Source organism: Streptomyces violaceus, assembly GCF_036014075.1.
Lineage (GTDB): Bacteria > Actinomycetota > Actinomycetes > Streptomycetales > Streptomycetaceae > Streptomyces > Streptomyces violaceus.
Map to the genome: position 1 here is coordinate 1,376,564 of NZ_CP107911.1, position 22,872 is coordinate 1,399,435.

General features: G+C 71.2%; 20 protein-coding genes. 12 read left to right on the forward strand and 8 right to left on the reverse strand.

Annotated elements, in window-relative coordinates; genetic code table 11:
- Positions 1–9 precede the first annotated feature (9 nt).
- Entirely contained in the window at positions 10–897 is an 888-nt protein-coding gene (locus tag OG542_RS06215) for a helix-turn-helix domain-containing protein (RefSeq protein ID WP_328408924.1), read from the reverse strand.
- A 157-nt stretch (positions 898–1,054) separates the two neighbouring features.
- On the opposite strand from OG542_RS06215, the gene tkt reads away from it, so the two are divergent.
- The 8 genes from tkt to OG542_RS06255 are packed head-to-tail and all read left to right on the forward strand — an operon-like array spanning position 1,055 to position 11,593.
- A complete protein-coding gene (tkt, locus tag OG542_RS06220; RefSeq protein ID WP_328408926.1) occupies positions 1,055–3,130 on the forward strand; it encodes a transketolase in 2,076 nt (691 codons plus the stop codon).
- A 19-nt stretch (positions 3,131–3,149) separates the two neighbouring features.
- Positions 3,150–4,295 (forward strand): transaldolase, encoded by a 1,146-nt coding sequence (gene tal, locus OG542_RS06225; RefSeq protein WP_328408928.1) that lies wholly within the window; start codon positions 3,150–3,152, stop codon positions 4,293–4,295.
- A complete protein-coding gene (gene zwf / locus OG542_RS06230) occupies positions 4,292–5,965 on the forward strand; it encodes a glucose-6-phosphate dehydrogenase (protein WP_328408930.1) in 1,674 nt (557 codons plus the stop codon). Before tal ends, zwf begins: the two co-directional genes overlap by 4 nt.
- Positions 5,962–6,897 (forward strand): glucose-6-phosphate dehydrogenase assembly protein OpcA, encoded by a 936-nt coding sequence (gene opcA, locus OG542_RS06235; protein WP_311128723.1) that lies wholly within the window; start codon positions 5,962–5,964, stop codon positions 6,895–6,897. Before zwf ends, opcA begins: the two co-directional genes overlap by 4 nt.
- A complete protein-coding gene (gene pgi / locus OG542_RS06240; protein ID WP_328408932.1) occupies positions 6,890–8,590 on the forward strand; it encodes a glucose-6-phosphate isomerase in 1,701 nt (566 codons plus the stop codon). The genes opcA and pgi overlap by 8 nt, the downstream gene beginning before the upstream one ends.
- Before the next feature lies 1 nt (position 8,591).
- On the forward strand, positions 8,592–9,476 hold the full coding sequence (gene gnd / locus OG542_RS06245; protein WP_193477066.1) for a phosphogluconate dehydrogenase (NAD(+)-dependent, decarboxylating): 885 nt from the start codon (positions 8,592–8,594) through the stop codon (positions 9,474–9,476).
- A gap of 4 nt (positions 9,477–9,480) precedes the next feature.
- Positions 9,481–10,068, forward strand: a complete 588-nt coding sequence (locus OG542_RS06250) for a histidine phosphatase family protein (RefSeq protein ID WP_328408934.1) — start codon at positions 9,481–9,483, stop codon at positions 10,066–10,068.
- A 58-nt stretch (positions 10,069–10,126) separates the two neighbouring features.
- Positions 10,127–11,593, forward strand: a complete 1,467-nt coding sequence (locus tag OG542_RS06255; RefSeq protein ID WP_328408936.1) for a membrane-associated oxidoreductase — start codon at positions 10,127–10,129, stop codon at positions 11,591–11,593.
- Here OG542_RS06255 and OG542_RS06260 read toward each other — a convergent pair.
- Both OG542_RS06260 and OG542_RS06265 read right to left on the reverse strand, forming a co-directional pair.
- The gene (locus tag OG542_RS06260) at positions 11,580–13,376 is read right to left on the reverse strand and encodes a bifunctional sugar phosphate isomerase/epimerase/4-hydroxyphenylpyruvate dioxygenase family protein (protein ID WP_328408938.1); all 1,797 of its coding nucleotides are present in this window, start codon (positions 13,374–13,376) and stop codon (positions 11,580–11,582) included. The two genes, OG542_RS06255 and OG542_RS06260, sit on opposite strands and share 14 nt — an antisense overlap.
- 14 nt (positions 13,377–13,390) lie before the next feature.
- On the reverse strand, positions 13,391–14,266 hold the full coding sequence (locus OG542_RS06265; protein WP_328408940.1) for a shikimate dehydrogenase: 876 nt from the start codon (positions 14,264–14,266) through the stop codon (positions 13,391–13,393).
- A 141-nt stretch (positions 14,267–14,407) separates the two neighbouring features.
- On the opposite strand from OG542_RS06265, the gene OG542_RS06270 reads away from it, so the two are divergent.
- Together OG542_RS06270 and OG542_RS06275 are read left to right on the forward strand one after the other, a co-directional pair.
- On the forward strand, positions 14,408–15,079 hold the full coding sequence (locus OG542_RS06270; RefSeq protein ID WP_328408942.1) for a TetR/AcrR family transcriptional regulator: 672 nt from the start codon (positions 14,408–14,410) through the stop codon (positions 15,077–15,079).
- A 162-nt stretch (positions 15,080–15,241) separates the two neighbouring features.
- Positions 15,242–16,600: an MFS transporter gene (locus OG542_RS06275; RefSeq protein ID WP_328408944.1), complete on the forward strand. Its 1,359-nt coding sequence runs from the start codon at positions 15,242–15,244 to the stop codon at positions 16,598–16,600.
- A gap of 97 nt (positions 16,601–16,697) precedes the next feature.
- Here the strand turns inward: OG542_RS06275 and OG542_RS06280 are convergent, their stop codons facing one another.
- Together OG542_RS06280 and OG542_RS06285 are read right to left on the reverse strand one after the other, a co-directional pair.
- Positions 16,698–17,108, reverse strand: a complete 411-nt coding sequence (locus OG542_RS06280; protein WP_261678883.1) for a VOC family protein — start codon at positions 17,106–17,108, stop codon at positions 16,698–16,700.
- A gap of 119 nt (positions 17,109–17,227) precedes the next feature.
- Positions 17,228–17,617 (reverse strand): VOC family protein, encoded by a 390-nt coding sequence (locus tag OG542_RS06285; protein WP_328408949.1) that lies wholly within the window; start codon positions 17,615–17,617, stop codon positions 17,228–17,230.
- Positions 17,618–17,767: 150 nt separating this feature from the next.
- Here OG542_RS06285 and OG542_RS06290 point away from each other — a divergent pair, with 150 nt between their 5' ends.
- On the forward strand, positions 17,768–18,997 hold the full coding sequence (locus tag OG542_RS06290) for a serine hydrolase domain-containing protein (RefSeq protein WP_328408951.1): 1,230 nt from the start codon (positions 17,768–17,770) through the stop codon (positions 18,995–18,997).
- Positions 18,998–19,003: 6 nt separating this feature from the next.
- Here OG542_RS06290 and OG542_RS06295 read toward each other — a convergent pair whose 3' ends face one another.
- The 3 genes from OG542_RS06295 to ribA form a co-directional block, all read right to left on the reverse strand.
- A complete protein-coding gene (locus OG542_RS06295) occupies positions 19,004–20,161 on the reverse strand; it encodes a saccharopine dehydrogenase family protein (RefSeq protein ID WP_328408953.1) in 1,158 nt (385 codons plus the stop codon).
- The gene (locus OG542_RS06300) at positions 20,151–21,227 is read right to left on the reverse strand and encodes a saccharopine dehydrogenase (protein WP_328408954.1); all 1,077 of its coding nucleotides are present in this window, start codon (positions 21,225–21,227) and stop codon (positions 20,151–20,153) included. Before OG542_RS06300 ends, OG542_RS06295 begins: the two co-directional genes overlap by 11 nt.
- Before the next feature lie 159 nt (positions 21,228–21,386).
- Positions 21,387–22,046, reverse strand: coding sequence for a GTP cyclohydrolase II (gene ribA, locus OG542_RS06305; protein WP_184588316.1), 660 nt, complete (start codon positions 22,044–22,046; stop codon positions 21,387–21,389).
- Between the two features lie 41 nt (positions 22,047–22,087).
- Between ribA and OG542_RS06310 the strand changes: the two genes are divergently transcribed.
- Positions 22,088–22,816 carry a creatininase family protein gene (locus OG542_RS06310; RefSeq protein WP_311128710.1) on the forward strand — a complete coding sequence of 243 codons (729 nt, stop codon included), beginning with the start codon at positions 22,088–22,090 and terminating at the stop codon, positions 22,814–22,816.
- The last annotated feature ends 56 nt before the right edge of the window (positions 22,817–22,872 follow it).

Sequence of the window (22,872 nt, forward strand, 5' to 3'; positions counted from 1 at the left end):
CCGCTGCCCTCAGCGCAGTTCCGCCCGGAACGCCGCCGGGGTCTGATCCGTGTGCTGGTGGAAGAACTTGGAGAAGTTCGCGGCGTCGGGGAAGCCGACCGCCGCGCCGACCCGGCCGATCGGCAGGTCGGTGTGGGCGAGGAGCCGTTTGGCCTCGAGGACCACGCGCTTGTCGATGAAGGCCTTGGGAGTCTCGCCGGTGGCGGCGCGGACCGCGCGGACCAGGGTGCGGCGGGAGTAGCCGAGGGCGTCGGCGTAGGCGCTGACGCTGTGGTTGGTGGCGAAGTCCCGCTCCACGGCGTCCCGGAAGAGGGTGAAGGTGGAGTCCGACTGCCGGCGCACCGACTCCGCCGAACTCGCGGCGAGATGGGCGAGCCGCAGCAGAAACGCCGTCAGCGAGTGGCGCAGGACGGCGGTGTGCAGGCTGAGCGGCAGCGTGGCCGTGTCCTCGTACTCGCGCCGCAGGTGTTCGAGCGCGGCGCGCAGCCCGGCGAGCTCCGCCGGCTCGGGACGCAGCAGCGGCGGCAGGTCGTAGCGGTAGAGGCCGGTGGCCTCCACGGTCGCACGGGGCAGGAAGCCCGGCTGCATGGTCAGCACCGTTCCGCGGTACTCGCTCGTCCGCGAGAAGCGGTGGACCTGCCCCGGGCGGATCCACAGCAGGTCCCCGGCCGTGGCCTCGTGCTCGGTGAAGTCGACCATGTGCCGGACCGGGCCCTCGGCGAACAGCATCACGACATGGAAGTCGATGCGGTGCACGCGCTCCAGCGGCGCGTCGGCGTGCCAGGTGCGGCCGGTGCCCATCGGGCCGACCTGCATGCCGACACCGCCGACGCTCAACTCGACCGGGAAGGGGAACGTTCTGATCCCGTCGCCGCCTTGGATGGTTCTGTCTGCCATGTCCGTCTCGTACCGCCCCGTTCGCGTGCCGTGCTGCCGGTGGGTGTCCCAGTTTCACCACAGGCTGGCACACGGCGACCTTCCGTCGAAAAAGTCAGACTTTTAGTTTTGAAGACGTCAGACCAGCTACTTCGCTCCTATCGAGGACTTCTTGAAGATGAGCACGCAGACAGCGGACAGCTTCGAATGGACCGAACTCGACCGGCGCGCCGTCGACACCGCCCGTGTTCTGGCGGCGGACGCCGTCCAGCGGGTCGGCAACGGCCATCCCGGCACCGCGATGAGCCTGGCGCCGGCCGCCTACACGATCTTTCAGAAGGTGATGCGGCACGACCCCGCCGACCCCGAATGGGCCGGCCGTGACCGCTTCGTCCTGTCCCCCGGCCACACCTCGCTGACCCTGTACACGCAGCTGTACCTCGCGGGCTACGAGCTGGAGCTGGACGACCTGAAGGCGTTCCGCACACACGGTTCGAAGACGCCCGGCCATCCCGAGTACGGGCACACCGCGGGCGTGGAGACCACCACCGGTCCGCTCGGCCAGGGCGTCGCGAACGCCGTCGGCATGGCGATGGCCGCCCGTTACGAGCGCGGCCTGTTCGACCCGGACGCCCCGCAGGGCGAGTCGCCCTTCGACCACACCGTCTGGGCCATCGTCTCCGACGGCGACCTCCAGGAGGGCGTCTCCGCCGAGGCCTCCTCGCTGGCCGGCCACCAGAAGCTCGGCAACCTGGTCTTCCTCTACGACGACAACCACATCTCCATCGAGGGCGACACCGCGACCGCGTTCTCGGAGGACGTGCTGAAGCGGTACGAGGCGTACGGCTGGCACGTGCAGCGGATCGAGCCGCAGCAGGACGGCGACGTCGACGTGCCCGCGCTGTACGCGGCGCTGAGGGCGGCTCAGGCCGAGACCGGGCGCCCCTCGATCATCGCGATGCGCACGATCATCGCCTGGCCCGCCCCGAACGCCCGCAACACCGAGGCCTCCCACGGCTCGGCGCTCGGCGAGGACGAGGTGGCCGCCACCAAGCGCATCCTCGGCTTCGACCCGGAGCGGAGCTTCGAGGTCGCCGATGAGGTGCTGGCCCACACCCGCGGCGCCCTGGACCGGGGCGCCGAGGCGCACACCGCCTGGGACAAGCGGATCGCCGCCTGGCGCGCCGACAACCCGGAGCGGTCCGTCACCTTCGACCGCGTCAGCAAGGGCGAGCTGCCCGAGGGCTGGGAGGACGCCCTGCCGGTGTTCGAGCCGGGCAAGGCGGTCGCCACCCGGGCCGCGTCCGGCAAGGTCCTCCAGGCCCTCGGCGCGGTCGTCCCCGAGCTGTGGGGCGGCTCGGCGGACCTGGCCGGTTCGAACAACACCACCATCGACAAGACCTCGTCCTTCCTGCCGCGGGGCAACCCGCTGCCGGAGGCCGACCCGTACGGCCGCACCATCCACTTCGGCATCCGCGAGTTCTCCATGGCCGCGGAGATGAACGGCATCGCCCTGCACGGCAACACCCGGATCTACGGCGGCACCTTCCTGGTGTTCTCCGACTACATGCGCAACGCCGTCCGGATGTCGGCCCTGATGCAGCTCCCGGTGACGTACGTGTGGACGCACGACTCCGTCGGCCTGGGCGAGGACGGCCCGACCCACCAGCCGGTCGAGCACCTCGCCAGCCTCCGCGCCATCCCGGGGCTGAACGTCGTACGCCCCGCCGACGCCAACGAGACCGCGATCGCCTGGGCCGAGATCCTCAGGCGGCACACCACCGACCCGGCCCCGCACGGCCTCGCGCTCACCCGCCAGGGCGTGCCGGCGTACGAGCCGAACCCGGACGCGGCGCGCGGCGGCTACGTCCTGGAGGACTCCTCGACCGAGGTGCCGGACGTGGTGCTCGTCGCCACGGGCTCCGAGGTGCAGCTCGCCGTCGCCGCCCGCGAGGCCCTGGAGGCCGAGGGGGTCGGCACCCGGGTGGTGTCGATGCCGTCCGTGGAGTGGTTCGAGGAGCAGCCGCGCGAGTACCGCGAGCGTGTCCTTCCGCCGTCCGTGAGGGCCCGGGTCGCGGTCGAGGCCGGTATCGGTCTGACGTGGCACCGGTTCGTGGGGGACGCGGGACGCATCGTCTCCCTGGAGCACTTCGGCGCCTCCGCCGACGCCAAGACCCTGTTCGCCGAGTTCGGCTTCACCCCCGAGAACGTCGTCGCCGCCGCGCGTGAGTCCCTCGCCGCGGCCCGTGGCTGATCCGACCGCCCGAAAGAAGATGATCACTGTGACCGAAGCGACCGCGAGCGCGGGAGCACTCAAGCGCCTGTCCGACGAGGGCGTGTCGATCTGGCTCGACGACCTGTCGCGCCGGCGGATCGAGTCCGGCAACCTGGCCGAGCTCGTCGCCACGAGGAACGTCGTCGGCGTCACCACCAACCCGTCCATCTTCCAGGCCGCCATCGGCTCCGGGGAGGGTTACGAGGCGCAGCTCGCCGACCTGGCGGTGCGGGGCGTCACCGTCGACGAGGCCGTCCGGATGATGACCACCGCCGACGTCCGCGCCGCCGCCGACGTCCTGCGGCCGGTGTACGACGCCACCGGCGGCCGGGACGGCCGGGTCTCCATCGAGGTCGACCCGCGCCTGGCCCACGACACGAAGGCGACCGTCGCCGAGGCCCGGCAGCTGGCCTGGCTGGTGGACCGCCCCAACGTGATGATCAAGATCCCGGCGACGAAGGCCGGCCTGCCGGCGATCACCGAGGTGATCGGCGCGGGCATCAGCGTGAACGTGACGCTGATCTTCTCGCTGGAGCGCTACCGCGAGGTGATGGACGCCTACGTCGCAGGTCTGGAGCAGGCCCAGGCGGCCGGTCTCGACCTGTCGGACATCCACTCGGTCGCGTCCTTCTTCGTCTCCCGCGTCGACGCCGAGATCGACAAGCGGCTGACGCTGCAGGGCACGGACGAGGCCCTCGCCCTGAAGGGCAGGGCTGCCCTGGCCAACGCGCGGCTCGCCTACGAGGCGTACGAGCAGGTCTTCGCCGGGGCGCGCTGGCAGGCGCTGGGCGGGGCCCGTGCGCACCGGCAGCGCCCCCTTTGGGCCTCCACCGGTGTGAAGGACCCCGCATACAAGGACACCCTGTACGTGGACGAACTGGTCGCCCCCGGCACGGTCAACACCATGCCGGAGGCCACGCTGAACGCCGTCGCCGACCACGGCGACGTCCAGGGCGACACGGTCACCGGCGGTTACGCCCAGGCCCGCGCCGACCTGGCGGCCGTCGAGCGGCTCGGCATCGCGTACGACGAGGTGGTGCGGCAACTGGAGAACGAGGGCGTGGCCAAGTTCGAGGTGGCCTGGCAGGACCTGCTGGACGCGGTCACCAAGTCCTTGAACAGCAAGGGAGTTGACGCGGAATGAACGAGGGCATCCCTCAGACGGCCGATCAGGAGACCATAGGGACCAAGGAGGACAAGGAGGCCCGGGCGGCCCAGGAGGCGGCCGGTGTCGAGCAGACCGGGGTGAGCGGCAAGGCCGAGGCCGCCCCCCGCGCGGTGCAGGCCGACGCCGATTTCGCCAATCCCCTGCGCGATGCGCGCGACCGCCGTCTGCCCAGGATCGCGGGCCCGTCCGGGCTCGTCATCTTCGGGGTGACCGGCGACCTGTCCCGCAAGAAGCTGATGCCGGCCGTGTACGACCTGGCCAACCGCGGCCTGCTGCCGCCGGGCTTCTCGCTGGTGGGCTTCGCCCGCCGGGACTGGGAGGACCAGGACTTCGCGCAGGTGGTGCACGACGCGGTCCGCGAGCACGCCCGGACCCCGTTCCGCGAGGAGGTCTGGCAGCAGCTCGCCGAGGGCATGCGGTTCATCCCGGGCGACTTCGACGACGACACGGCGTTCAAGCAGCTGCGCTCCGCCGTCGAGGAGCTGGACGCCTCCCGGGGCACCAGCGGCAACTACGCCTTCTACCTCTCCGTGCCGCCGAAGTTCTTCCCGAAGGTCGCCCAGCAGCTGAAGAAGCACGGGCTGGCGAACGCCCCCGAGGGCTCCTGGCGCCGCGCGGTCATCGAAAAGCCGTTCGGGCACGACCTGGAGTCGGCCCAGGAGCTGAACACGATCGTGCACGACGTGTTCGACCCGGAGCAGGTCTTCCGGATCGACCACTACCTGGGCAAGGAGACCGTCCAGAACATCCTGGCGCTGCGCTTCGCCAACCAGATGTTCGAACCGATCTGGAACCGGTCGTACGTCGACCATGTGCAGATCACCATGGCCGAGGACATCGGCATCGGCGGCCGCGCGGGGTACTACGACGGCATCGGGGCCGCCCGTGACGTCATCCAGAACCACCTGCTCCAGCTGATGGCGCTCACCGCGATGGAGGAGCCGGCAGCCTTCGACGCGGCCTCGCTGCTCACCGAGAAGCTGAAGGTGCTCCGGGCCGTGCAGGTGCCGCAGGACCTGGGGCTGAACACCGTGCGCGGGCAGTACGGGGCGGCCTGGCAGGGTGGCGCGAAGGTCGGCGGCTATCTGGACGAGGACGGCATCGACGCCTCGTCGAAGACCGACACGTACGCCGCGATCAGGCTCCAGGTGGACAACCGGCGCTGGGCCGGCGTCCCGTTCTACTTGCGCACCGGCAAGCGACTCGGCCGCCGGGTGACTGAGATCGCGGTCGTCTTCCAGCGGGCCCCGCACTCCCCCTTCGACTCCACCGCGACCGAGGAGCTGGGCTCCAACGCGATCGTCATCCGCGTCCAGCCGGACGAGGGCATGACGGTCCGGTTCGGCTCCAAGGTGCCGGGTACGTCGATGGAGATCCGGGACGTGACGATGGACTTCGCCTACGGCGAGTCGTTCACCGAATCGAGCCCGGAGGCGTACGAACGGCTGATCCTTGACGTCCTCCTGGGCGACGCCAACCTGTTCCCCCGTCACCAGGAAGTGGAAGAGTCCTGGAAGATCCTCGACCCGATCGAGCAGTACTGGGCCACGCACGGCAGGCCGGCGCAGTACGCCTCGGGCAGCTGGGGACCCGCGGAAGCCGACGAGATGCTCGCACGAGACGGACGGAGCTGGCGCAGGCCATGAAGATCGACCTGACCGACACCACGGCAAGCAAGATCAACAAGGCGCTGGTACAGGGGCGCCGCGCCATCGGCACGCCCGCTGTGGGCATGGTCCTGACGATGGTGATCGTCACGGACGAGGAGAATGCCTACGACGCGATCAAGGCGGCCGAGGAGGCCTCGCACGAGCACCCCTCGCGCACCCTGGTCGTCATCAAGCGGCACGCCCGCACCCCGCGCGACCGCACCCAGTCCCGGCTGGACGCCGAGGTCCGGGTGGGCGCCGACGCGGGCACCGGCGAGACGGTGGTGCTGCGGACCTACGGCGAGGTGTCCGACCACGCCGACTCGGTGGTGCTGCCGCTGCTGCTGCCGGACGCGCCGGTGGTGGTGTGGTGGCCGATGGACGCCCCGGAGGTGCCGTCGAAGGACCCGCTCGGGGCACTGGCCCAGCGGCGGATCACCGACCTGTACGCCGTCGCGAACCCCCTGGAGGTACTGGAGAGCCGGGTCCGCGCCTACGCGCCCGGTGACACCGACCTCGCCTGGACCCGGCTGACGCCCTGGCGTTCGATGCTGGCGGCGGCGCTGGACCAGGCCCGGGTACCGGTGACCTCGGCGGCCGTGGAGGCCGAGGTCGAGAACCCCGCCGCCGAACTGCTGGCCCGCTGGCTCGAGGCGCGGCTGCACGTCTCGGTCGACCGCGTGGTCACCGCCGGGCCGGTCGTCACCGCCGTCCGCCTGGGCACGGAGACCGGCGAGATCGTCATCGACCGTCCCGAGGGCCCGCTGGCCACGCTGACCCTGCCGGGCCAGCCCTCCCGCACCCTCGCGCTGAAGGTCCGTGCCACCTCCGAACTCATCGCCGAGGAGCTCAGGCGCCTCGACGCCGACGAGATGTACGCCATCGCCCTGAACGGCGAGGCCACCGAGGAGACCCCTGCTCATGTCTGACTCCCCCTCCGGCTCCCCCGAGCTGACGCGGCGGCCCGAGTGGACCGCCCTGGAGGACCACCGCACGGACGCCCTTCCGCAGCCGGACCTGCGTGAGCTGTTCGCGGCGGACCCGGGGCGTGCCGAGCGCTACGTCGTGCGCGTGGGCGATCTGCGCATCGACTACTCCAAGCACCTGATCACCGACGAGACGCTGGCCCTGCTCCAGGAGCTGGCCGCCGCCACCGACGTGTCCGGGCTGCGCGACGCGATGTTCCGCGGTGAGCGGATCAACGTCACCGAGAACCGGGCCGTGCTGCACACCGCGCTGCGCGCCCCGCGGGACGCGGTGATCGAGGTCGACGGCGAGAACGTCGTCCCGGGCGTGCACTCCGTGCTCGACAAGATGGCCGGCTTCGCCGACCGCGTCCGCTCCGGGGAGTGGACCGGGCACACCGGCCGCCGCATCCGCAACGTCGTCAACATCGGCATCGGCGGCTCGGACCTGGGCCCGGCGATGGCGTACGAGGCACTGCGGCCGTTCACCGCGCGGGATCTGACGTTCCGCTTCGTGTCGAACGTGGACGGCGCCGACCTGCACGAGGCCGTGCGCGACCTGGACCCGGCGGAGACGCTGTTCATCGTCGCGTCCAAGACCTTCACCACGATCGAGACGATCACGAACGCGACCTCGGCGCGGTCCTGGCTGCTGGAGGGCCTCGGGGTTGGGGGCACCTCCCGCTCGAGCGAAGCCGAGAGTGGGGGAGAAAAGGCGGTGGCCAAGCACTTCGTGGCGCTGTCGACCAACGCCGAGAAGGTCGCCGACTTCGGCATCGACGTCGACAACATGTTCGAGTTCTGGGACTGGGTCGGCGGCCGCTACTCGTACGACTCCGCGATCGGCCTGTCGCTGATGATCGCCATCGGCCCGGACCGCTTCCGCGAGATGCTCGACGGCTTCCGCATCGTCGACGAGCACTTCCGCAACGCCCCCGCCGAGGACAACGCCCCGTTGCTGATGGGCCTGCTCGGCGTCTGGTACGGCAACTTCCTCGACGCCCAGTCGCACGCCGTCCTGCCGTACAGCCACTACCTGTCCAAGTTCACCGCCTACCTCCAGCAGCTCGACATGGAGTCCAACGGCAAGTCGGTGGACCGCGAGGGCCGTCCCGTCCAGTGGCAGACCGGCCCGGTGGTGTGGGGCACGCCCGGCACCAACGGGCAGCACGCCTACTACCAGTTGATCCACCAGGGCACCAAGCTCATCCCCGCCGACCTGATCGGCTTCGCGCGGCCGGTCGCCGAGCTCGGCGACGAACTGAAGGCGCAGCACGACCTGCTGATGGCCAATCTGTTCGCGCAGGGGCAGGCGCTCGCCTTCGGCAAGACCGCCGAGGAGGTGCGGGCGGAGGGCGTGCCCGAGGAGCAGGTGCCGCACCGCACCTTCCAGGGCAACCACCCGACCACGACGATCCTGGCCACCGAACTGACCCCGTCGGTCCTGGGCCAGCTGATCGCCCTCTACGAGCACAAGGTGTTCGTGCAGGGCGCGGTCTGGAACATCGACTCCTTCGACCAGTGGGGCGTCGAGCTCGGCAAGGTCCTCGCCAAGCGCGTCGAGCCCGCCCTGACCGAGGGCGCTGACGTCCCCGGTCTCGACCCGTCCACGGCCGCGCTGGTGGCCGCCTACCGCAATCTTCGGGAAGTGAACTGACATGCAGATCGGTCTTGTGGGTCTCGGCAAGATGGGCGGCAACATGCGCGAGCGCCTGCGCAACGCCGGCCACACCGTCATCGGCTACGACACCAATCCCGAGAAGTCCGACGCGAGCAGTCTGGCCGACCTCGTCAACCAGCTGGAAGCGCCGCGCACGGTCTGGGTCATGGTCCCGGCCGGCGACGCCACCCAGCACGTCATCGACCGTCTGGCGGATCTCCTCAAGCCCTACGACACGGTGGTCGACGGCGGCAACTCCCGCTGGACGGACGACGAGAAGCACGCCGAGGAACTGAGCAAGCGCGGTATCGGCTTCGTCGACGCGGGTGTCTCCGGTGGCGTGTGGGGCCTGAAGAACGGCTACGCCCTGATGGTCGGCGGCGAGAAGGAGTACGTCGACCGGTTGCAGCCGATCTTCGAGGCGCTCAAGCCGGAGGGCCCGTACGGCTACGTCCACGCGGGCAAGGTGGGCGCCGGCCACTTCGCGAAGATGGTCCACAACGGCATCGAGTACGCGATGATGCAGGCCTACGCCGAGGGCTGGGAGCTGCTCGAGGCCGTGGACTCGGTGGACAACGTCCGCGAGGTGTTCCGCTCCTGGCAGGACGGCACCGTCATCCGCTCTTGGCTGCTGGATCTGGCGGTGGACGCCCTGGACGAGGACGAGCACCTGGAGGAGCTCCGGGGCTACGCCCAGGACTCCGGTGAGGGACGCTGGACCGTCGAGGCCGCGATCGACAACTCCGTACCGTTGCCCGCGATCACCGCCTCCCTCTTCTCCCGGTTCGCCTCCCGTCAGGACGACTCCCCGCAGATGAAGATGATCGCCGCGCTGCGCAACCAGTTCGGCGGCCACGCCGTCGAGTCCGCGAAGAAGGCGTAGCACCGTGGGCGATCTGCTGCTGGTCCGTCACGGCGAGACGGAGTGGAGCCGGAGCGGACAGCACACCAGCTTCACCGACCTGCCCCTCACCCCGCGCGGTGAGGAACAGGCCAAGTCGCTGGTTCCGCTCCTGTCGGGCCGCCCCTTCGCGCTGGTCCTCACGAGCCCTCTCACCCGCGCGGTGCGCACCGCCGAACTCGCGGGCCTGACGGGGGCCGTGCGGGACGCGGACCTGCACGAGTGGTACTACGGCGCCTACGAGGGCGTCACGACCGACGAGATACACCGCACCCGCCCGGACTGGGACCTGTGGACCGACGGAGGCCCGCCCGGTGCCGACGGCAAGCCGGGCGAGTCCCCCGAGGAGGTCGGCGAGCGCGCCGACCGGGTGCTGTCACGGGTGGCGGGGGCGCTGCCCGAGGGCGATGTGATGCTGGTGGCCCACGGCCACTTCCTCCGCGCCCTGACGGCCCGCCGCCTGGGCCTGTCAGCGGCCGAAGGGCGACTGTTCCGCCTGGAGACGGGCACGGTCAGCCGGCTGTCGACCGAGCACGACCGGCCTGTGATAGCGGAGTGGAACACCAGGACGTAACCGGCCCCGGCCGGAGGTGAGTTGACAGCCTCCGGCCGGGGCGTCAGAGTCCCCGCTGATGGAGATCGACGATATGACACCCGCCGAGGAGCGGGTGTGGCGCGCCTTTTCGGGTGGGCAGGACGTGGACTTCCGGGAGTCGGCGGACGAGGATCCGGAGCGGGGCGCGGATTGGGGACCCGAACGGACCGTACGGGCCGCCGTGTTGCGGGCCCTGCTGCTGAGCGCTCCGCAGGAGGACGGGGAGACCGCCGCCCTCAGACTGGGGGGTGCGCGGATCACCGGGTCGCTCGACCTCAAGTACGGCGACATCGACCACGCCGTGCGCCTGAGTCACTGCTACTTCGAGAACGTCCCGGTTCTGTACGCGGCGCGCCTGCGCCAGTTGAACCTGCGCGACTCCGTCCTGCCCGGCCTGGACGCCGCCACCCTGCGGGTGGACGGCGTCCTGCGCATGTCGGACTGCCTGTTCGACGGGCCCGTGCGGCTCGGCGGCGCGCAGATCTCCGGGGCGCTGTTCCTGGACCGTGCCGACATCGACGCACTGTCCGCCGGTCAGCCGGCACTCCAGCTCAACCATGTGACCGTCGGGGACGGCCTGTCGGCGCCGGGCCTGCGGACGCGGGGCGGGGTGCTCCTGACGGGCGCGTCGGTCGCCGGGTCCGTCGACCTTGGCCAGGCCCGGCTGGAAGGCAGCGGGGGTGAGGTCGTCCTCGACGCGGAGCTGGCCGCCGTGGAAGGCGACGTCCTGCTGCGCGGCGTGGAGGTGTACGGCTGGATCGGCCTGCGCGGCGCCCGGATCGAGGGCCGTCTCGACCTGTCGCACGCGCGCCTGTCGAACCCCGGGGACGCCGCGCTGCGGGCCAGCAGCTGCACCATCGGGGAAGTCTGGCTGCGCAAGAGCCCGCCCATGGAGGGCACGCTCAATCTGCGTCGCGCCCAGGTGGACGTCCTGTGGCTGGAGCCGGACGTGGTCCCGGAGGAGGTCCTGCTCGACAGCCTCGTCTACACCTCCCTCACGCCGCACGCGCCCGCCGAGCGCCGTCTGGCGATGCTGCGGCGAGACGGCGAAGGCTATGTCCCGCACGCCTACGAGCAGTTGACCGCCGCCTATCGACGGATCGGCGACGACCACGCCGCCCGCCAGGTCCAGCTCGCCAAGCAGCGCCGCCACCGCGGCACCCTCCCCTGGTACGGCCGGCTCTGGGGCTATGTGCAGGACGCCACCGTCGGCTACGGCTTCCGCCCCCTGCGGGCCGCGGGCTGGCTGGTGTCGCTGCTCGTGATCGGCTCGGTCGCCTACGCGCTGCACCACCCCCAGCCGCTGAAGGCGGACGAGGCCCCGCAGTTCAACCCGGTGTTCTACACACTCGACCTGCTCCTGCCCGTGATCTCCTTCGGCCAGGAGGGGGCGTTCGCGCCGGCCGACGGCTACCAGTGGCTGTCCTACGCCCTCGTCCTCACCGGCTGGATCCTCGCCACGACCGTCGTCACGGGCATCACCCGGACCGTCAGCCGCCAGTGAGGCCCCGCACCGCGTGCTGTGCCGCCAGCCGCACCGGGGCGTTGGCGGCGCCATAACCCCGGTAGCCGTCGTCGCGCTGGACCAGTTCGAAGAAGACGCGGCCGACGGTGCGGGTGTAGCAGTGGCGGAAGACGCCGTGGACGTCGCGGTCGTAGAGGATGCCGAGGTCGCGGTAGGTTTCCAGCTCGCCGTCGGCGAACTCGAAGCGTGCGGCGAGGTCGTCGTAGTAGTTCGCCGGGACGGGCAGCAGCCGGCCGCCGACCTCGCGGAAGCGGCGTGCCGCGGCGACCACGTCGTCGGTGGCGAGGGCGATGTGCTGCGCCTGGACGGTCTCGTCCGTGGGCGCGGCGCCGACGGTGAGGGCGATCCGGACACTGCCGTCGGCGTTGGTGACGGCGCGGCTGCGCAGCAGTCCGTAGGGGTCGGCGACGTCCACGCTCTCCTGGGCGTGCAGCCCGAGCACCCCGCGGTGGAAGAGGGCCGCCTCGTCGAAGTGATGCCAGGGCTGGGTGAGGGCGAGGTGGTCGATACGGCGGATGCCCGTGGGGGCGGGGCCCGGGCCGGTGTCCTCGAAGTCGGCCCGCCAGTCGGGCAGGCCGGGGCGTCCGGTGGCGCAGAAGAAGAGCTCCGTGCCGTCGGGGGCGGCGACCGCGTCGAGCGGGGCGTCCTCAGGTGCGCGGCGGCGGGGCAGGACGGGTGCCAGCAGGGCCTCGGCACGCCGGGCCGCCGCTGCCGGGTCGGGTGACTCCAGCCCGATCGCGGCGAGCTGGGTGCCGTCGCGGCGGACGGCCGGCCCGGTGTTGACGAGGATCCGGGCCTCGCCCTGCTCCCACAGGGCGACGGGCTTGCCGCGGTGCCGGGCGGTACGCGTGAAGCCGAGGCAACCGAGCAGGGCGGTGAGGGGCTCGGCGTCGGGTGTGACCAGCTCGGCGAAGGCGACGCCGGTGGGGACGACGGGGTCGGGCAGGGGCGCCCGGCCGACCGTCTCCTGGAGGACCAGCAGCGAACGCCGGGCGTCCACGGCGGTCGGTCCGGCGTCGGCCTGCCGGAAGACGTCGTTGAAGACCTCCAGGGAGAGGGGGCCGTCGTAGCCGGTGCGCAGCACATGCCGCACCAGCCCCGCGACGTCGAAGCCGCCCTGGCCGGGGAAGCAGCGGTAGTGGCGGCTCCACTGCAGGACGTCCATGGCGAGCAGCGGGGCGTCGGCGAGCTGGAGGAAGAAGATCTTCTCGCCGGGGATGTCCGCGATGCCCTTGGGATCCGAGCCGCGCGAGAGGATGTGGAAGCTGTCCAGGCAGGTGCCGAGCGCCGGGTGACCGGCGGCCTCGACGATGCGCCAGGCGTGGTCGTACGTACTGACGTGCCGCCCCCAGGCGAGGGCCTCGTAGGCCACCTTGACGCCGGACTCCCGCGCGAGGTCCGCGAGCCGGCTCAGCTGCTCGGCGGCGAGGGCGTCGTCGTCCACCGCCTGCGGGGAGACGCTGGAGCAGACCAGGACGGTGTCGGCGCCGAGCCTGCGCATCAGGTCGAACTTGTGGCGGGCCCGCCGCAGGTTCCGGGAGAACTCGGCCTCGGGCACGGCCTCGATGTCCCGCATGGGCTGGAAGAGGTCGATGGTCAGGCCGAGGTCGGCGCAGCGGGCGCGGATGTCCTCGGGGGTGAGGCGGCTGGCCAGCAGGTCGTTCTCGAAGATCTCCACCCCGTCGAAGCCGGCCCGGGCCGCGGCGTCGAGTTTCCCGGTGAGGGATCCGCTGAGGGAGACGGTGGCGATGGACGTACGCACGTCGGTACCTCTCTCTAGTTCGGTGCCCCTACGACCCCGGCCAGTTCGGTCAGGTCCGTCAGCATCCGTGCGGCGTCGGGTTCCCGCCCGGTGAACAGGCGGAACGCGTCGGCGGCCTGGAAGGCGGCCATGCCACCGCCGTCGAGGGTGGCGCAGCCCAGCGCTCGGGCGGTGCGCAGCAGTTCGGTCTCCAGCGGGCGGTAGACCACCTCGGCGACCCACAGCCCCGGGTGGAGCAGGTCGGCGTGCAGGGGCAGGCCGGGGTGGGCCGCCATGCCGGTGGGCGTGGCGTGGACGATGCCGTCGGCGTGCGCGAGCAGCTCGGCCTGCCGCTGCGGGGGCGCGGCGGCCGCACGGCCCTGACCGAAGGCGCGGTTCAGGGAGCCGGCCAGGGAGGCGGCCCGTTCGGGCAGGGCGTCGACGACGGTGACCCGCTCGGCGCCGAGGGTGAGCGTGGCGTGCGCGACGGCCGCGCCCGCACCGCCGGCGCCCAGCTGCACGACCCGCTCCAGCGGTGCGTCGGGCAGTCCGCGCGCGAAGGACGCGGCGAAGCCGGTGACGTCCGTGTTGTGGCCGACGGCGCGGCCGTCCTCGAAGACGACGGTGTTGACCGCGCCCAGCGCCTCGGCCTGCGGGGCGAGCGCGTCCAGGTGCTCGATGACGAGCTGCTTGCAGGGATGCGTGATGTTGAGTCCGTCGAAGCCCAGGTCACGGGCGGCACGCACCAGATCGCCCACCGCCTCGGGCGGCACCCCGAGCGGATCGATGTCGATGAGCCGGTACAGCAGGCGCAGTCCCTGGCGGTCGGCCTCCCGCTCGTGCAGCGCCGGACTGAGCGAGGGGCCGATGCCGGAACCGATCAGTCCGACGAGATACGAGTCCTTGGGCACACGGGCCTCCCGAGCAGCTCACTAATGTACGAACTAGTACGTTAGCTATATCAGCCGAGCCCGGTCACGGGAAGCCCCCGTCGGGGGCGGGCCCCTGCTTCTAGAATCACCGGCACCGGACCCTCCCCCCGAAGGAACCTGATGACCAGCGTCGAAGAACCGGCACGTCCTGGCGAGCGCGAGCGCGTCCGTGACGCCGCCCGCACCCGGGCCGAGATCCTCGACGTCGCCACACAGGAGTTCGCGCGGGCCGGCTACGACGGGGCCCGGGTGGACGAGATCGCCGCCCGCACCCGCACCACGAAGCGGATGATCTACTACTACTTCGGCGGCAAGGAACAGCTGTTCACGACCGTGCTGGAGCGGGCGTACGGCGTGATCCGGGAGGCCGAGCAGCAGCTCGACGTCGACCACCTGGACCCCGTGGCGGCGATCAGGCGCCTGGCCGAGGTGACCTTCGACCACCACGAGCAGCACCCGGACTTCATCCGCCTGGTCAGCATCGAGAACATCCACGGGGCGCAGCACATCGCCGCCTCCGAGAAGCTCGGCAAGATCGGCTCCCCCGCCCTCGACGTGATCCGCCGGATCCTGACGTCGGGCCAGGAGTCGGGCCTGTTCACGGCCGACGTCGACGCCGTCGACCTGCACGCGATGATCTCCTCCTACTGCTTCTTCCGGGTCTCCAACCGGCACACCTTCGGCGCGCTGTTCGGCCGCGACCTGCTCGACCAGGGGCAGCGCACGCACTACCGCACCATGCTGGGCGACATGGTGATCGCGTATCTCACGGCGGAGCGCACGGCGGACTGAACGTCCGGCGCGCGAACCCTTGACACCGACGGCACACGGGCGCAGCATCACTGGCCATCCCCTACTAACTACCCAGTGGGTTAATTAGCCGCGATCCGGCCCGCCCTCTCTGCTCGCCGTTCGTCTCACTCCGCCTAGGGTGGAGCCCGCTAAGGAGCCGCCGTGTCCGTCCCCGCCACGCCCCAAGGGGCCGCCGCCCCACCCGGTCAGCCCAGGAAAGCCGCGACCGCCGCCTGGATCGGCAGCGCACTGGAGTACTACGACTTCTTCATCTACGGCAGTGCCGCCGCGCTGATCTTCCCCGCCGTGTTCTTCGACGAGTCCGACCCGGCCACCGCGACCCTGCTGTCGCTGGCCACGTTCGGCGTCGCATACGCCGCCCGCCCGGTCGGCGCGCTGGTCCTCGGGCACTTCGGGGACAAGCTCGGCCGCAAGAAGATCATGGTCTTCACGCTGATGCTGATGGGCCTGTCGACGTTCCTCATCGGCTGTCTGCCCACCCGGGGCCAGGTCGGCAACCTCGCCCCGGTCCTGCTGGTGCTGTGCCGGGTGCTCCAGGGCATCTCGGCCGCGGGCGAACAGGCCAGCGCCAACTCCATGACGCTGGAACACGCGCCACCGGGCCGGCGCGGCTTCTTCACCAGTTTCACACTCAGCGGCACACAGGGCGGCCAGCTGCTCGCGACCCTGGTCTTCATCCCGGTCGCCGCGCTGCCCGAGGAGCAGTTGCTGTCGTGGGGCTGGCGGGTGCCGTTCTGGCTGAGCGTCGGCGTCGCCGTCGTCGGCTGGGTCATCCGGCGCAAGCTGGACGAGACCCCGGCCTTCGCGCAGCAGGCCGCCGAGGAGGGCGTCGTCAAGCTGCCGCTGGTGGTGCTGATGCGCGAGCACTGGGCGGATGTGCTGCGGGTGATCGCGGGCGCGCTCATCGCCTCGGTCAGCACGATCTTCACCGTGTGGGCGCTGGCGTACGCCACCAGCGACGCGGTCGGCATGTCTCGTACCGCCATGCTGTGGGTGGGCGCCCTGGCCAATGTCGTCGCGCTCGCCGCGATCCCGCTGTGGGCCACGCTGTCCGACCGGATCGGCCGCCGCCCGGTGTTCCTGATCGGCGCGGCCGGCAGCGCGGTGACGATGTTCCTGTACCTGTGGGCCGTCTCCACGGGCTCCTACCCGCTGACATTCCTGACGGGCGTCCTCTGTTTCGGCGTGGTCTACAGCGCCGCGAACGGGGTGTGGCCCGCCTTCTACGGCGAGATGTTCACGACCCGGGTCCGGCTGTCCGGCGTGGCCATCGGCACGCAGATCGGTTTCGCCGCGGCCGGTTTCGCGGTGACGTTCGCCGCGCAGATCGCCGGGCCGGGCGGCGACGACTGGTCGGCGGTGGCGCTGTTCACGGCGGCGCTGTGCGTGCCGCCGGTGATCGCGGCGCTGTCCGCGCGTGAGACGAACCGGGTTCCCACGGAGGTGCTCGGTGAGCGTGCCGCTCGGAAAACTGTTCAGCCGGCGAAGGTGACGGTCTGACCACCCTTTGGTGCCGGGTGCGGGCGCGTGGGGGCTGGTCGCGCCCACGCGGCGGAGCCGCACATTGAAGCAGCCCCGCGCCCTCAAGGGCCTGTCTTCAGCTGTTGGACCAGGCTCGACGGCACAGGACCAAGCGGTAGCCGTCGGGGTCCTCGATGGTGACGCCCCACTCGTTCCAGTAGGGGTTGGGGGATTCCACCCGCTTGCCGCCGTGCTGCTCCAAGCGGGTGATCAGATCGTCCGGGACCGGGCCGTCGGCGTAGATCACGAGCAGGTCCTCCTCGGTGGGGCGGGGCTCGACCGGCCGGGCTGCCTCGTACACGAGCTCCAGATGCCAGTCGGCGTCGGGCCACCCGAGCATCAGCAGGTCGTGCTCCCCCGGTTCGCCCCCGCCCTCGGCCCGCCACACCACGTCGAGCCCGAGCCCCTCGCGCCAGAACCGCTCGGCCGCCGCGAGGTCCCGGGAGGGACGGGCGACGCGGATGTGGCTACGACCGTTCACGGGCATGGCGACCTCTTCTCGTGGCGTCCTGGGCTGCGACGGCGACCCGTCTCGCAGCTTAGGAAGCCGACCGCCACGGAGTCATCGGCCATCGGACCTGCACCCCGCGGCCTAGGTCGCGTCTCTCAGGACTTGGTGTGCACGATCTGGATGAGGTTGCCGCAGGTGTCGTCCAGCACCGCGGTGGTGAGCGGGCCCATCTCCAGCGGCTCCTGCGCGAACCGCACCCCGAGCCCGCGCAGCCGCTCGAACTCCGCCTGTACGTCGTCCACGGCGAACGAGGCGGCCGGGATGCCGTCCTCGACCAGCGCCGTCTTGTACGGCTGCACCGCCGGATGGCCCGAGGGCTCGAGCAGCAGCTCGGTCCCCTCGGGATCCTCCGGCGAGACCACGGTCAGCCACCGGTCCGTCCCCACCGGGACGTCGTGCTTCTTCACGAAGCCCAGCACGTCGGTGTAGAAGCTCCGGGCCTTTTCCTGGTCGTCGACGAACACGCTGGTGATGTGGATCCTCATGAGTTGCTCTCCGGAGTGTCGGACCTGATCTCGGACAGGTGCGGCCGTCCCGTTCGACGGTACCCGTGAGCTCTGACATTCACCTGTTCCCGCACGGTCCGGGCGGGGTATGCCGGATCTCACCTCGACGAGCGCGACGGAGGAAGAGCGATGGCACAGCTGCGGCAAGAGGTCGATCCGGGTGAGGCGGGGCTGGATGCCCGGGTGCTGGACCGCATGGACCGGCACTTCGCCGGACTGGTCGACGAGGGGCGGCTGCCGGGCTTCCTCGTGTCCGTCGCCCGCGCCGGACGCGTCGCACACCTCGCGACGCACGGGCTGCGCGACATCGCGGCCGGGCTCCCGGTCGAGCCCGACACGCTGTGGCGGGTCTACTCCATGACGAAGCCGGTCACCGCGGTCGCCGCACTGATGCTGGTGGAGGAGGGCCGGCTGTCGCTGGACGACCCGGTCGCCGACCATCTGCCGGCCTTCGCCGAACCCCGCGTGTACGTCAGTGGCTCCGGGGCCGACGTACGGACCCGCCCGGCCGACGGCCCCATACGCGTCCGGCATCTGATGACCCACACCTCGGGTCTGACCTTCGGCTTCTACCACACCCACCCCGTCGACGCCCTGTACCGGGCGGCCGGCCTGGAGTCGTCGGTGCCGCCGGGCGCCGACCTGGCCGAGACCATCGAGGTGTACGCGAGTCTGCCGTTGCAGTTCGAGCCGGGCACCCAGTGGAACTACTCGGTGGCCAGCAATGTCCTGGGCCGGATCATCGAGGTCGTGTCGGGGCAGCCGCTCGACGTGTTCTGTGCCGAGCGGATCTTCGGCCCTCTCGGCATGACGGACGCGGGCTTCCACGTCACGGACGAGCAGGCGCCCCGGCTGTCGGAGATGTACGGGGAGCAGGAGGGCGGCGGCATCGCGCCGATCCCGGGGCTGCCGCTGCGCGGCCGGCCGCGGTTCCTGTCGGGCAGCGGCGGCATGGTGGCCTCCGCCCACGACTACCACCGCTTCATGGAGTTGCTGCGCCGCCGCGGCGAACTCGACGGCGTCCGGCTCCTCGCGCCCGGGACCGTGGACCTGATGACCCGCAACCACCTGCCCGGCAACGCCGACCTGCGCGCCTTCGGCAGCCGTCCCGCCCACGACGAGCCGGGTAACGATGGGGTCGGCTTCGGCCTCAACTGCTCCGTGGTCATCGACCCGTCCCGCATACTCGCGCCGTCCGGACTCGGCGCCTACGGCTGGAGCGGGGTGGCGACGACGACGTTCTGGGTGGACCCGGGCCGCGACCTGACGGTGCAGTTCATGACGCAGGTGCGGCCCCGGACCTCGCACACGGTGTTCCGGGACCTGAAGAGGCTGGTCCACGAGGCTTTGCCGGGCTGAGCCCCGCTACTGGTCGACGCGCAGGGTGAACTCGACTCCGTCCTGGGCGAGTTCACGCAGCCACTGTTCGGACCGGGCCGCCGTCTCGGCTGCGCGGTTCAGGCCCGGGGGCAGGGATCCGTCCAGGACGTGCCGGACGCCCAGGGCGAGGGTGCGCGAGACGCAGCGGGCCATCGCGCTCTCCCGGGCGTCGCCCACCAGGTCGAGGAGGTAGCCGCCGGCCCAGGTCCGCCCCGTCTCGGCCCGTACCTCCAGCGACACGGCGAGAACGACCCGGTCACGGTCGTCCTCCGTGGTGGGGTGGGCGGCGGCCAGTTCCTGGGCCAGGGCGGCGATCCGGGTGTCGTCGCCCCGCTTCAGCTCCTCGAAGACACCGTCCCAGGCCCGCAGCCAGCCCTCCAGACGCAGGGTGCCGCGTACGAACGTCCGCGGCGTCCAGGCATCGGGGAGCCCGTACTGCGCGACGAACGGGACGCTGTCGCGATTGGGGTAGACCTCGAACGTCTCCCCTTCGACGACATGCCGCCGGGCCGCCTCCCACGGACGGTCGGCGACGGTCTCGGCACCGCCCTCGATGTAACGGGCCGGGGAGCGCAGGGCGTTGAGGACACCCGCGGGTGCCCAGCTGAAGCGGTACGTGAAGTCGTTCGGGACGGCGGGGACACCGCCGCAGTACGAGGTGAGGGCGTACGAGGCGGGCGTCCCGTCGCCGATGGCCTCCCGGGCCCGGGCGACGAGGGCGTGCGCGAAGAGGTGGTCGATGCCCGGGTCGAGCCCGGCCTCGGTGAGGACGACGACCCCGGCCTTCACGGCGGCGGGCACCTGCTCCAGCACCGCCTCCGACACGTAGCTGGAGCAGGCGAAGTGCGCTCCCCGCCGTACACACTCGGCGAGCAGCGGCGCGTGTTCCGGCGCGGGCAACATGGACACGACGATGTCGCCGGGCGCGAGTTCGGCGGCGAGCGCGGGCAGCGTGTACGCACGGGGCTCGGCCCGTCCGGCGAGGCTCAGCCGGTTCAGGGCGTCGGCCGCGCGGCTCTCGGTGCGGTGCCAGAGCCGTACGCGCTCGGCGGTGTCGCACAGCGCGGCCAGTCCGCTGCCGGTGGAGAGACCGGCGCCGATCCAGTGGACGGTGCCGCTCGCGGGTACCGGGTCAGTGGTCATGGAACTCCCGCTCGTGGAACTCCCCCTCGGCAATTCCGTGTTCACGGCAGGCCTGCCGGAACCGGTCCAGGCAGCGTCCCCAGGGCCCGGCGACTCCGAAGTCGAGGAGATGGGGATACAGGGCGGCCGAGAAGTCGGCGCTGGACTCCAGCGGCAGCAGGGAGGGGAGGTTGTCGATGGCGATCAGGTCGAGCGCGGGTGCGGCGCGCAGCCGGCGTACGGGCTCGTCCCAGTCGGTGGTGTCGTCGTACACCGGAAGGACGTTGAGCGGGGAGCCGACGTCGCAGGTCACGTCGCACAGGGTGCGCAGCCGGCGGTCCGGGGTGTCGAGGTCCTGCTCGCGGAGGAAGGGCGGGACGGGGGTGGTGGCGAGCACCGCGTTCACCATCACGTCGTGCTCCAGCAGAGCGTGGCGGTCCAGGTCGCGGGTCTCGGCGAGGTCCCAGCAGGTCGGGTCGACGCCGGCGGCGGTGAACGCCACGCGGGCACCGCGGCCGCTGCGTCCCAGGGCGCCGATGACCAGGCCGGTGAACTCGGCGTCGTCGGAGGCGGGCTTGAGGATCTCGTCCAGCTCCTCCTTGTTGGTGGGCGTCAGCGGTGCCCGCAGCCGGCCCCGGTGCTGGAGCACCGCGAGGGCGGCGCCCAGATAGCCGGCCCAGAAACCGAAGGCGGCGAGGCGCCGCCCGGTGTCGTCCACCAGGTACTCCAGGTCGAACAGCGCTCCGCCCCCGGCGGTGAACCGGCGCAGCAGACCGGCTGCTCCCGGCTGGCCCTTGTAGGCGTGGCCGAAGAAAATGTGCCGGTGCGTCAGTTCCGCCGGGTCTCCGGGCAGTTCCTTCAGGCCGAGCACAACGGCGTTCCGCGGCGCCGTCACCCAGGAACCCGCGGGCGCGACGCGGCAGCCGGCCGCCTCGTACTCCTCGATCGGGAAGACCCGCTGCGGGGACTCCTCGACGGTCAGTTCCACTCCGTTCCCGACGAGCCGCCGGGCGTCGTCGGGCACGATCGGTGTGCGTCGCTCGGTCGTTCGGGCCTCGTGGCGCAGCCACAGATGGAGCTCGCTCATACCAGGGGGGCCTCCGGACGTGAGGCGTCGGCCGCTGAGGGCCGACGCTCAAGGGGCTGACGTCCACGAAGCGTACGCGGCCCGCCCGCGAGTCGCGCACGATTGCGCCCAGGTCACGCCGAGGAGAACCGGAGCCCGCCCGCGCGGGCGCCCGGCGCCTCAGGAGGAGCTGACCACCGCGTCCAGATGGGGCAGGTGGTGGTCGAGACGCTCCCGCTTCGTCCGCAGATAGGTGATGTTGTTCTCGCACGGCGGGATCAGCAGCGGCACCTGCTCGGCGACCTTGATGCCGTGGCTCACCAGGGCATCGCGCTTGCGCGGGTTGTTGGACATCAGGCGGACGGACTTCACGCCCAGGTCGTCCAGGATCCGGGCGGCCACCCCGTAGTCACGGGCGTCGACCGGAAGCCCCAGGGCGAGGTTGGCCTCGACGGTGTCCAGGCCCTCCGCCTGCAGGGCCATCGCGCGCAGCTTGGCGAGCAGGCCGATGCCGCGGCCTTCATGCCCTCTGAGGTAGACGACGACACCGGCGCCTTCGGCGACGACCGCGCGCAGGGCGGCGTCGAGCTGGTCGCCGCACTCGCAGTGCTGGGAGCCGAAGGCGTCGCCCGTCAGGCACTCCGAGTGCAGCCGGATGAGCACGTCGTCCGTGCCGAGCTCGCCGTAGACCAGCGCCACCTGTTCGTCACCGCGGTCGTGGTCCAGGTAGCCGACCGCCTGGAATTTCCCGTACACGGTGGGCAAGGGCGCATTCACGACGCGTTCCACGCCGGTCCGCTGCGGTGACTTCTTGCCGAGTACACCAATTTTTTCTGTCATGATTCTCGAGTTCCTAAGCAGAGACGAAAGGCCGTGACGTGATGAGTGATCTGGTGCCGGCGGACACCACGGAAGACGTACGGACGCGGGGCGCCGGTGTCTCACGGCAGGTCGCGGTGCTTCCCGTGGGGAGCTTCGAGCAGCACGGTGCGTTTCTTCCGCTGGCGACCGACACGCTCGTCGCCTGTGCCGTCGCGCGGGAGATAGCCGGCGCGTACCCGGTGCACCTCCTTCCTCCGGTGACGATCTCGTGCTCGCACGAGCACGCGGCCTGGCCGGGGACCGTCAGCATCTCCTCGGTGACCCTTCATGCGGTGGTACGGGACATAGCGGCTTCGCTTCGCCGGTCCGGCGTCGACGCCCTGGTGGTGGTCAACGGGCACGGCGGAAACTACGTACTGGGCAACGTCGTTCAGGAGTCCTCCGCCCGCGGCGAGCGGATGGCGCTCTTCCCGGCCCCGGAGGACTGGGACGAGGCGCGGGAGCGGGCGGGTGTGGTCACCTCGCTGCTCACCGACATGCACGCGGGGGAAATAGAAACCTCCATCCTTCTGCACGCTCATCCCGAAATGCTCCGACCCGGTTATGAGACCTCCGATTTCGTCGCTGACGACCGGCGTCATCTGCTCACCCTCGGCATGTCCGGCTATACCGATTCCGGTGTCATCGGCCGTCCTTCGCTGGGTTCGGCGGAAAAGGGGAAGGAACTCCTGGCGAGCCTTGCGGATTCCTTCGGAGCGTATTTCTCGACGCTGACCTCCGACGGGTAGTCACCTGTGGGCCCGTGGCCGGATCCCGGGGCCGGTGCCGCGGCGGCCCGGGACCG

What these genes read in the sequence shown, in the direction of transcription:
- OG542_RS06215 (WP_328408924.1), bottom strand. Translation starts at nt 897, where the DNA reads ATGGCAGACAGAACCATCCAAGGCGGCGACGGGATCAGAACGTTCCCC.
- tkt (WP_328408926.1), top strand. Translation starts at nt 1,055, where the DNA reads ATGAGCACGCAGACAGCGGACAGCTTCGAATGGACCGAACTCGACCGG.
- tal (WP_328408928.1), top strand. Translation starts at nt 3,150, where the DNA reads ATGATCACTGTGACCGAAGCGACCGCGAGCGCGGGAGCACTCAAGCGC.
- zwf (WP_328408930.1), top strand. Translation starts at nt 4,292, where the DNA reads ATGAACGAGGGCATCCCTCAGACGGCCGATCAGGAGACCATAGGGACC.
- opcA (WP_311128723.1), top strand. Translation starts at nt 5,962, where the DNA reads ATGAAGATCGACCTGACCGACACCACGGCAAGCAAGATCAACAAGGCG.
- pgi (WP_328408932.1), top strand. Translation starts at nt 6,890, where the DNA reads ATGTCTGACTCCCCCTCCGGCTCCCCCGAGCTGACGCGGCGGCCCGAG.
- gnd (WP_193477066.1), top strand. Translation starts at nt 8,592, where the DNA reads ATGCAGATCGGTCTTGTGGGTCTCGGCAAGATGGGCGGCAACATGCGC.
- OG542_RS06255 (WP_328408936.1), top strand. Translation starts at nt 10,127, where the DNA reads ATGGAGATCGACGATATGACACCCGCCGAGGAGCGGGTGTGGCGCGCC.
- OG542_RS06270 (WP_328408942.1), top strand. Translation starts at nt 14,408, where the DNA reads ATGACCAGCGTCGAAGAACCGGCACGTCCTGGCGAGCGCGAGCGCGTC.
- OG542_RS06280 (WP_261678883.1), bottom strand. Translation starts at nt 17,108, where the DNA reads ATGCCCGTGAACGGTCGTAGCCACATCCGCGTCGCCCGTCCCTCCCGG.
- OG542_RS06285 (WP_328408949.1), bottom strand. Translation starts at nt 17,617, where the DNA reads ATGAGGATCCACATCACCAGCGTGTTCGTCGACGACCAGGAAAAGGCC.
- OG542_RS06290 (WP_328408951.1), top strand. Translation starts at nt 17,768, where the DNA reads ATGGCACAGCTGCGGCAAGAGGTCGATCCGGGTGAGGCGGGGCTGGAT.
- OG542_RS06295 (WP_328408953.1), bottom strand. Translation starts at nt 20,161, where the DNA reads ATGACCACTGACCCGGTACCCGCGAGCGGCACCGTCCACTGGATCGGC.
- OG542_RS06300 (WP_328408954.1), bottom strand. Translation starts at nt 21,227, where the DNA reads ATGAGCGAGCTCCATCTGTGGCTGCGCCACGAGGCCCGAACGACCGAG.
- ribA (WP_184588316.1), bottom strand. Translation starts at nt 22,046, where the DNA reads ATGACAGAAAAAATTGGTGTACTCGGCAAGAAGTCACCGCAGCGGACC.
- OG542_RS06310 (WP_311128710.1), top strand. Translation starts at nt 22,088, where the DNA reads ATGAGTGATCTGGTGCCGGCGGACACCACGGAAGACGTACGGACGCGG.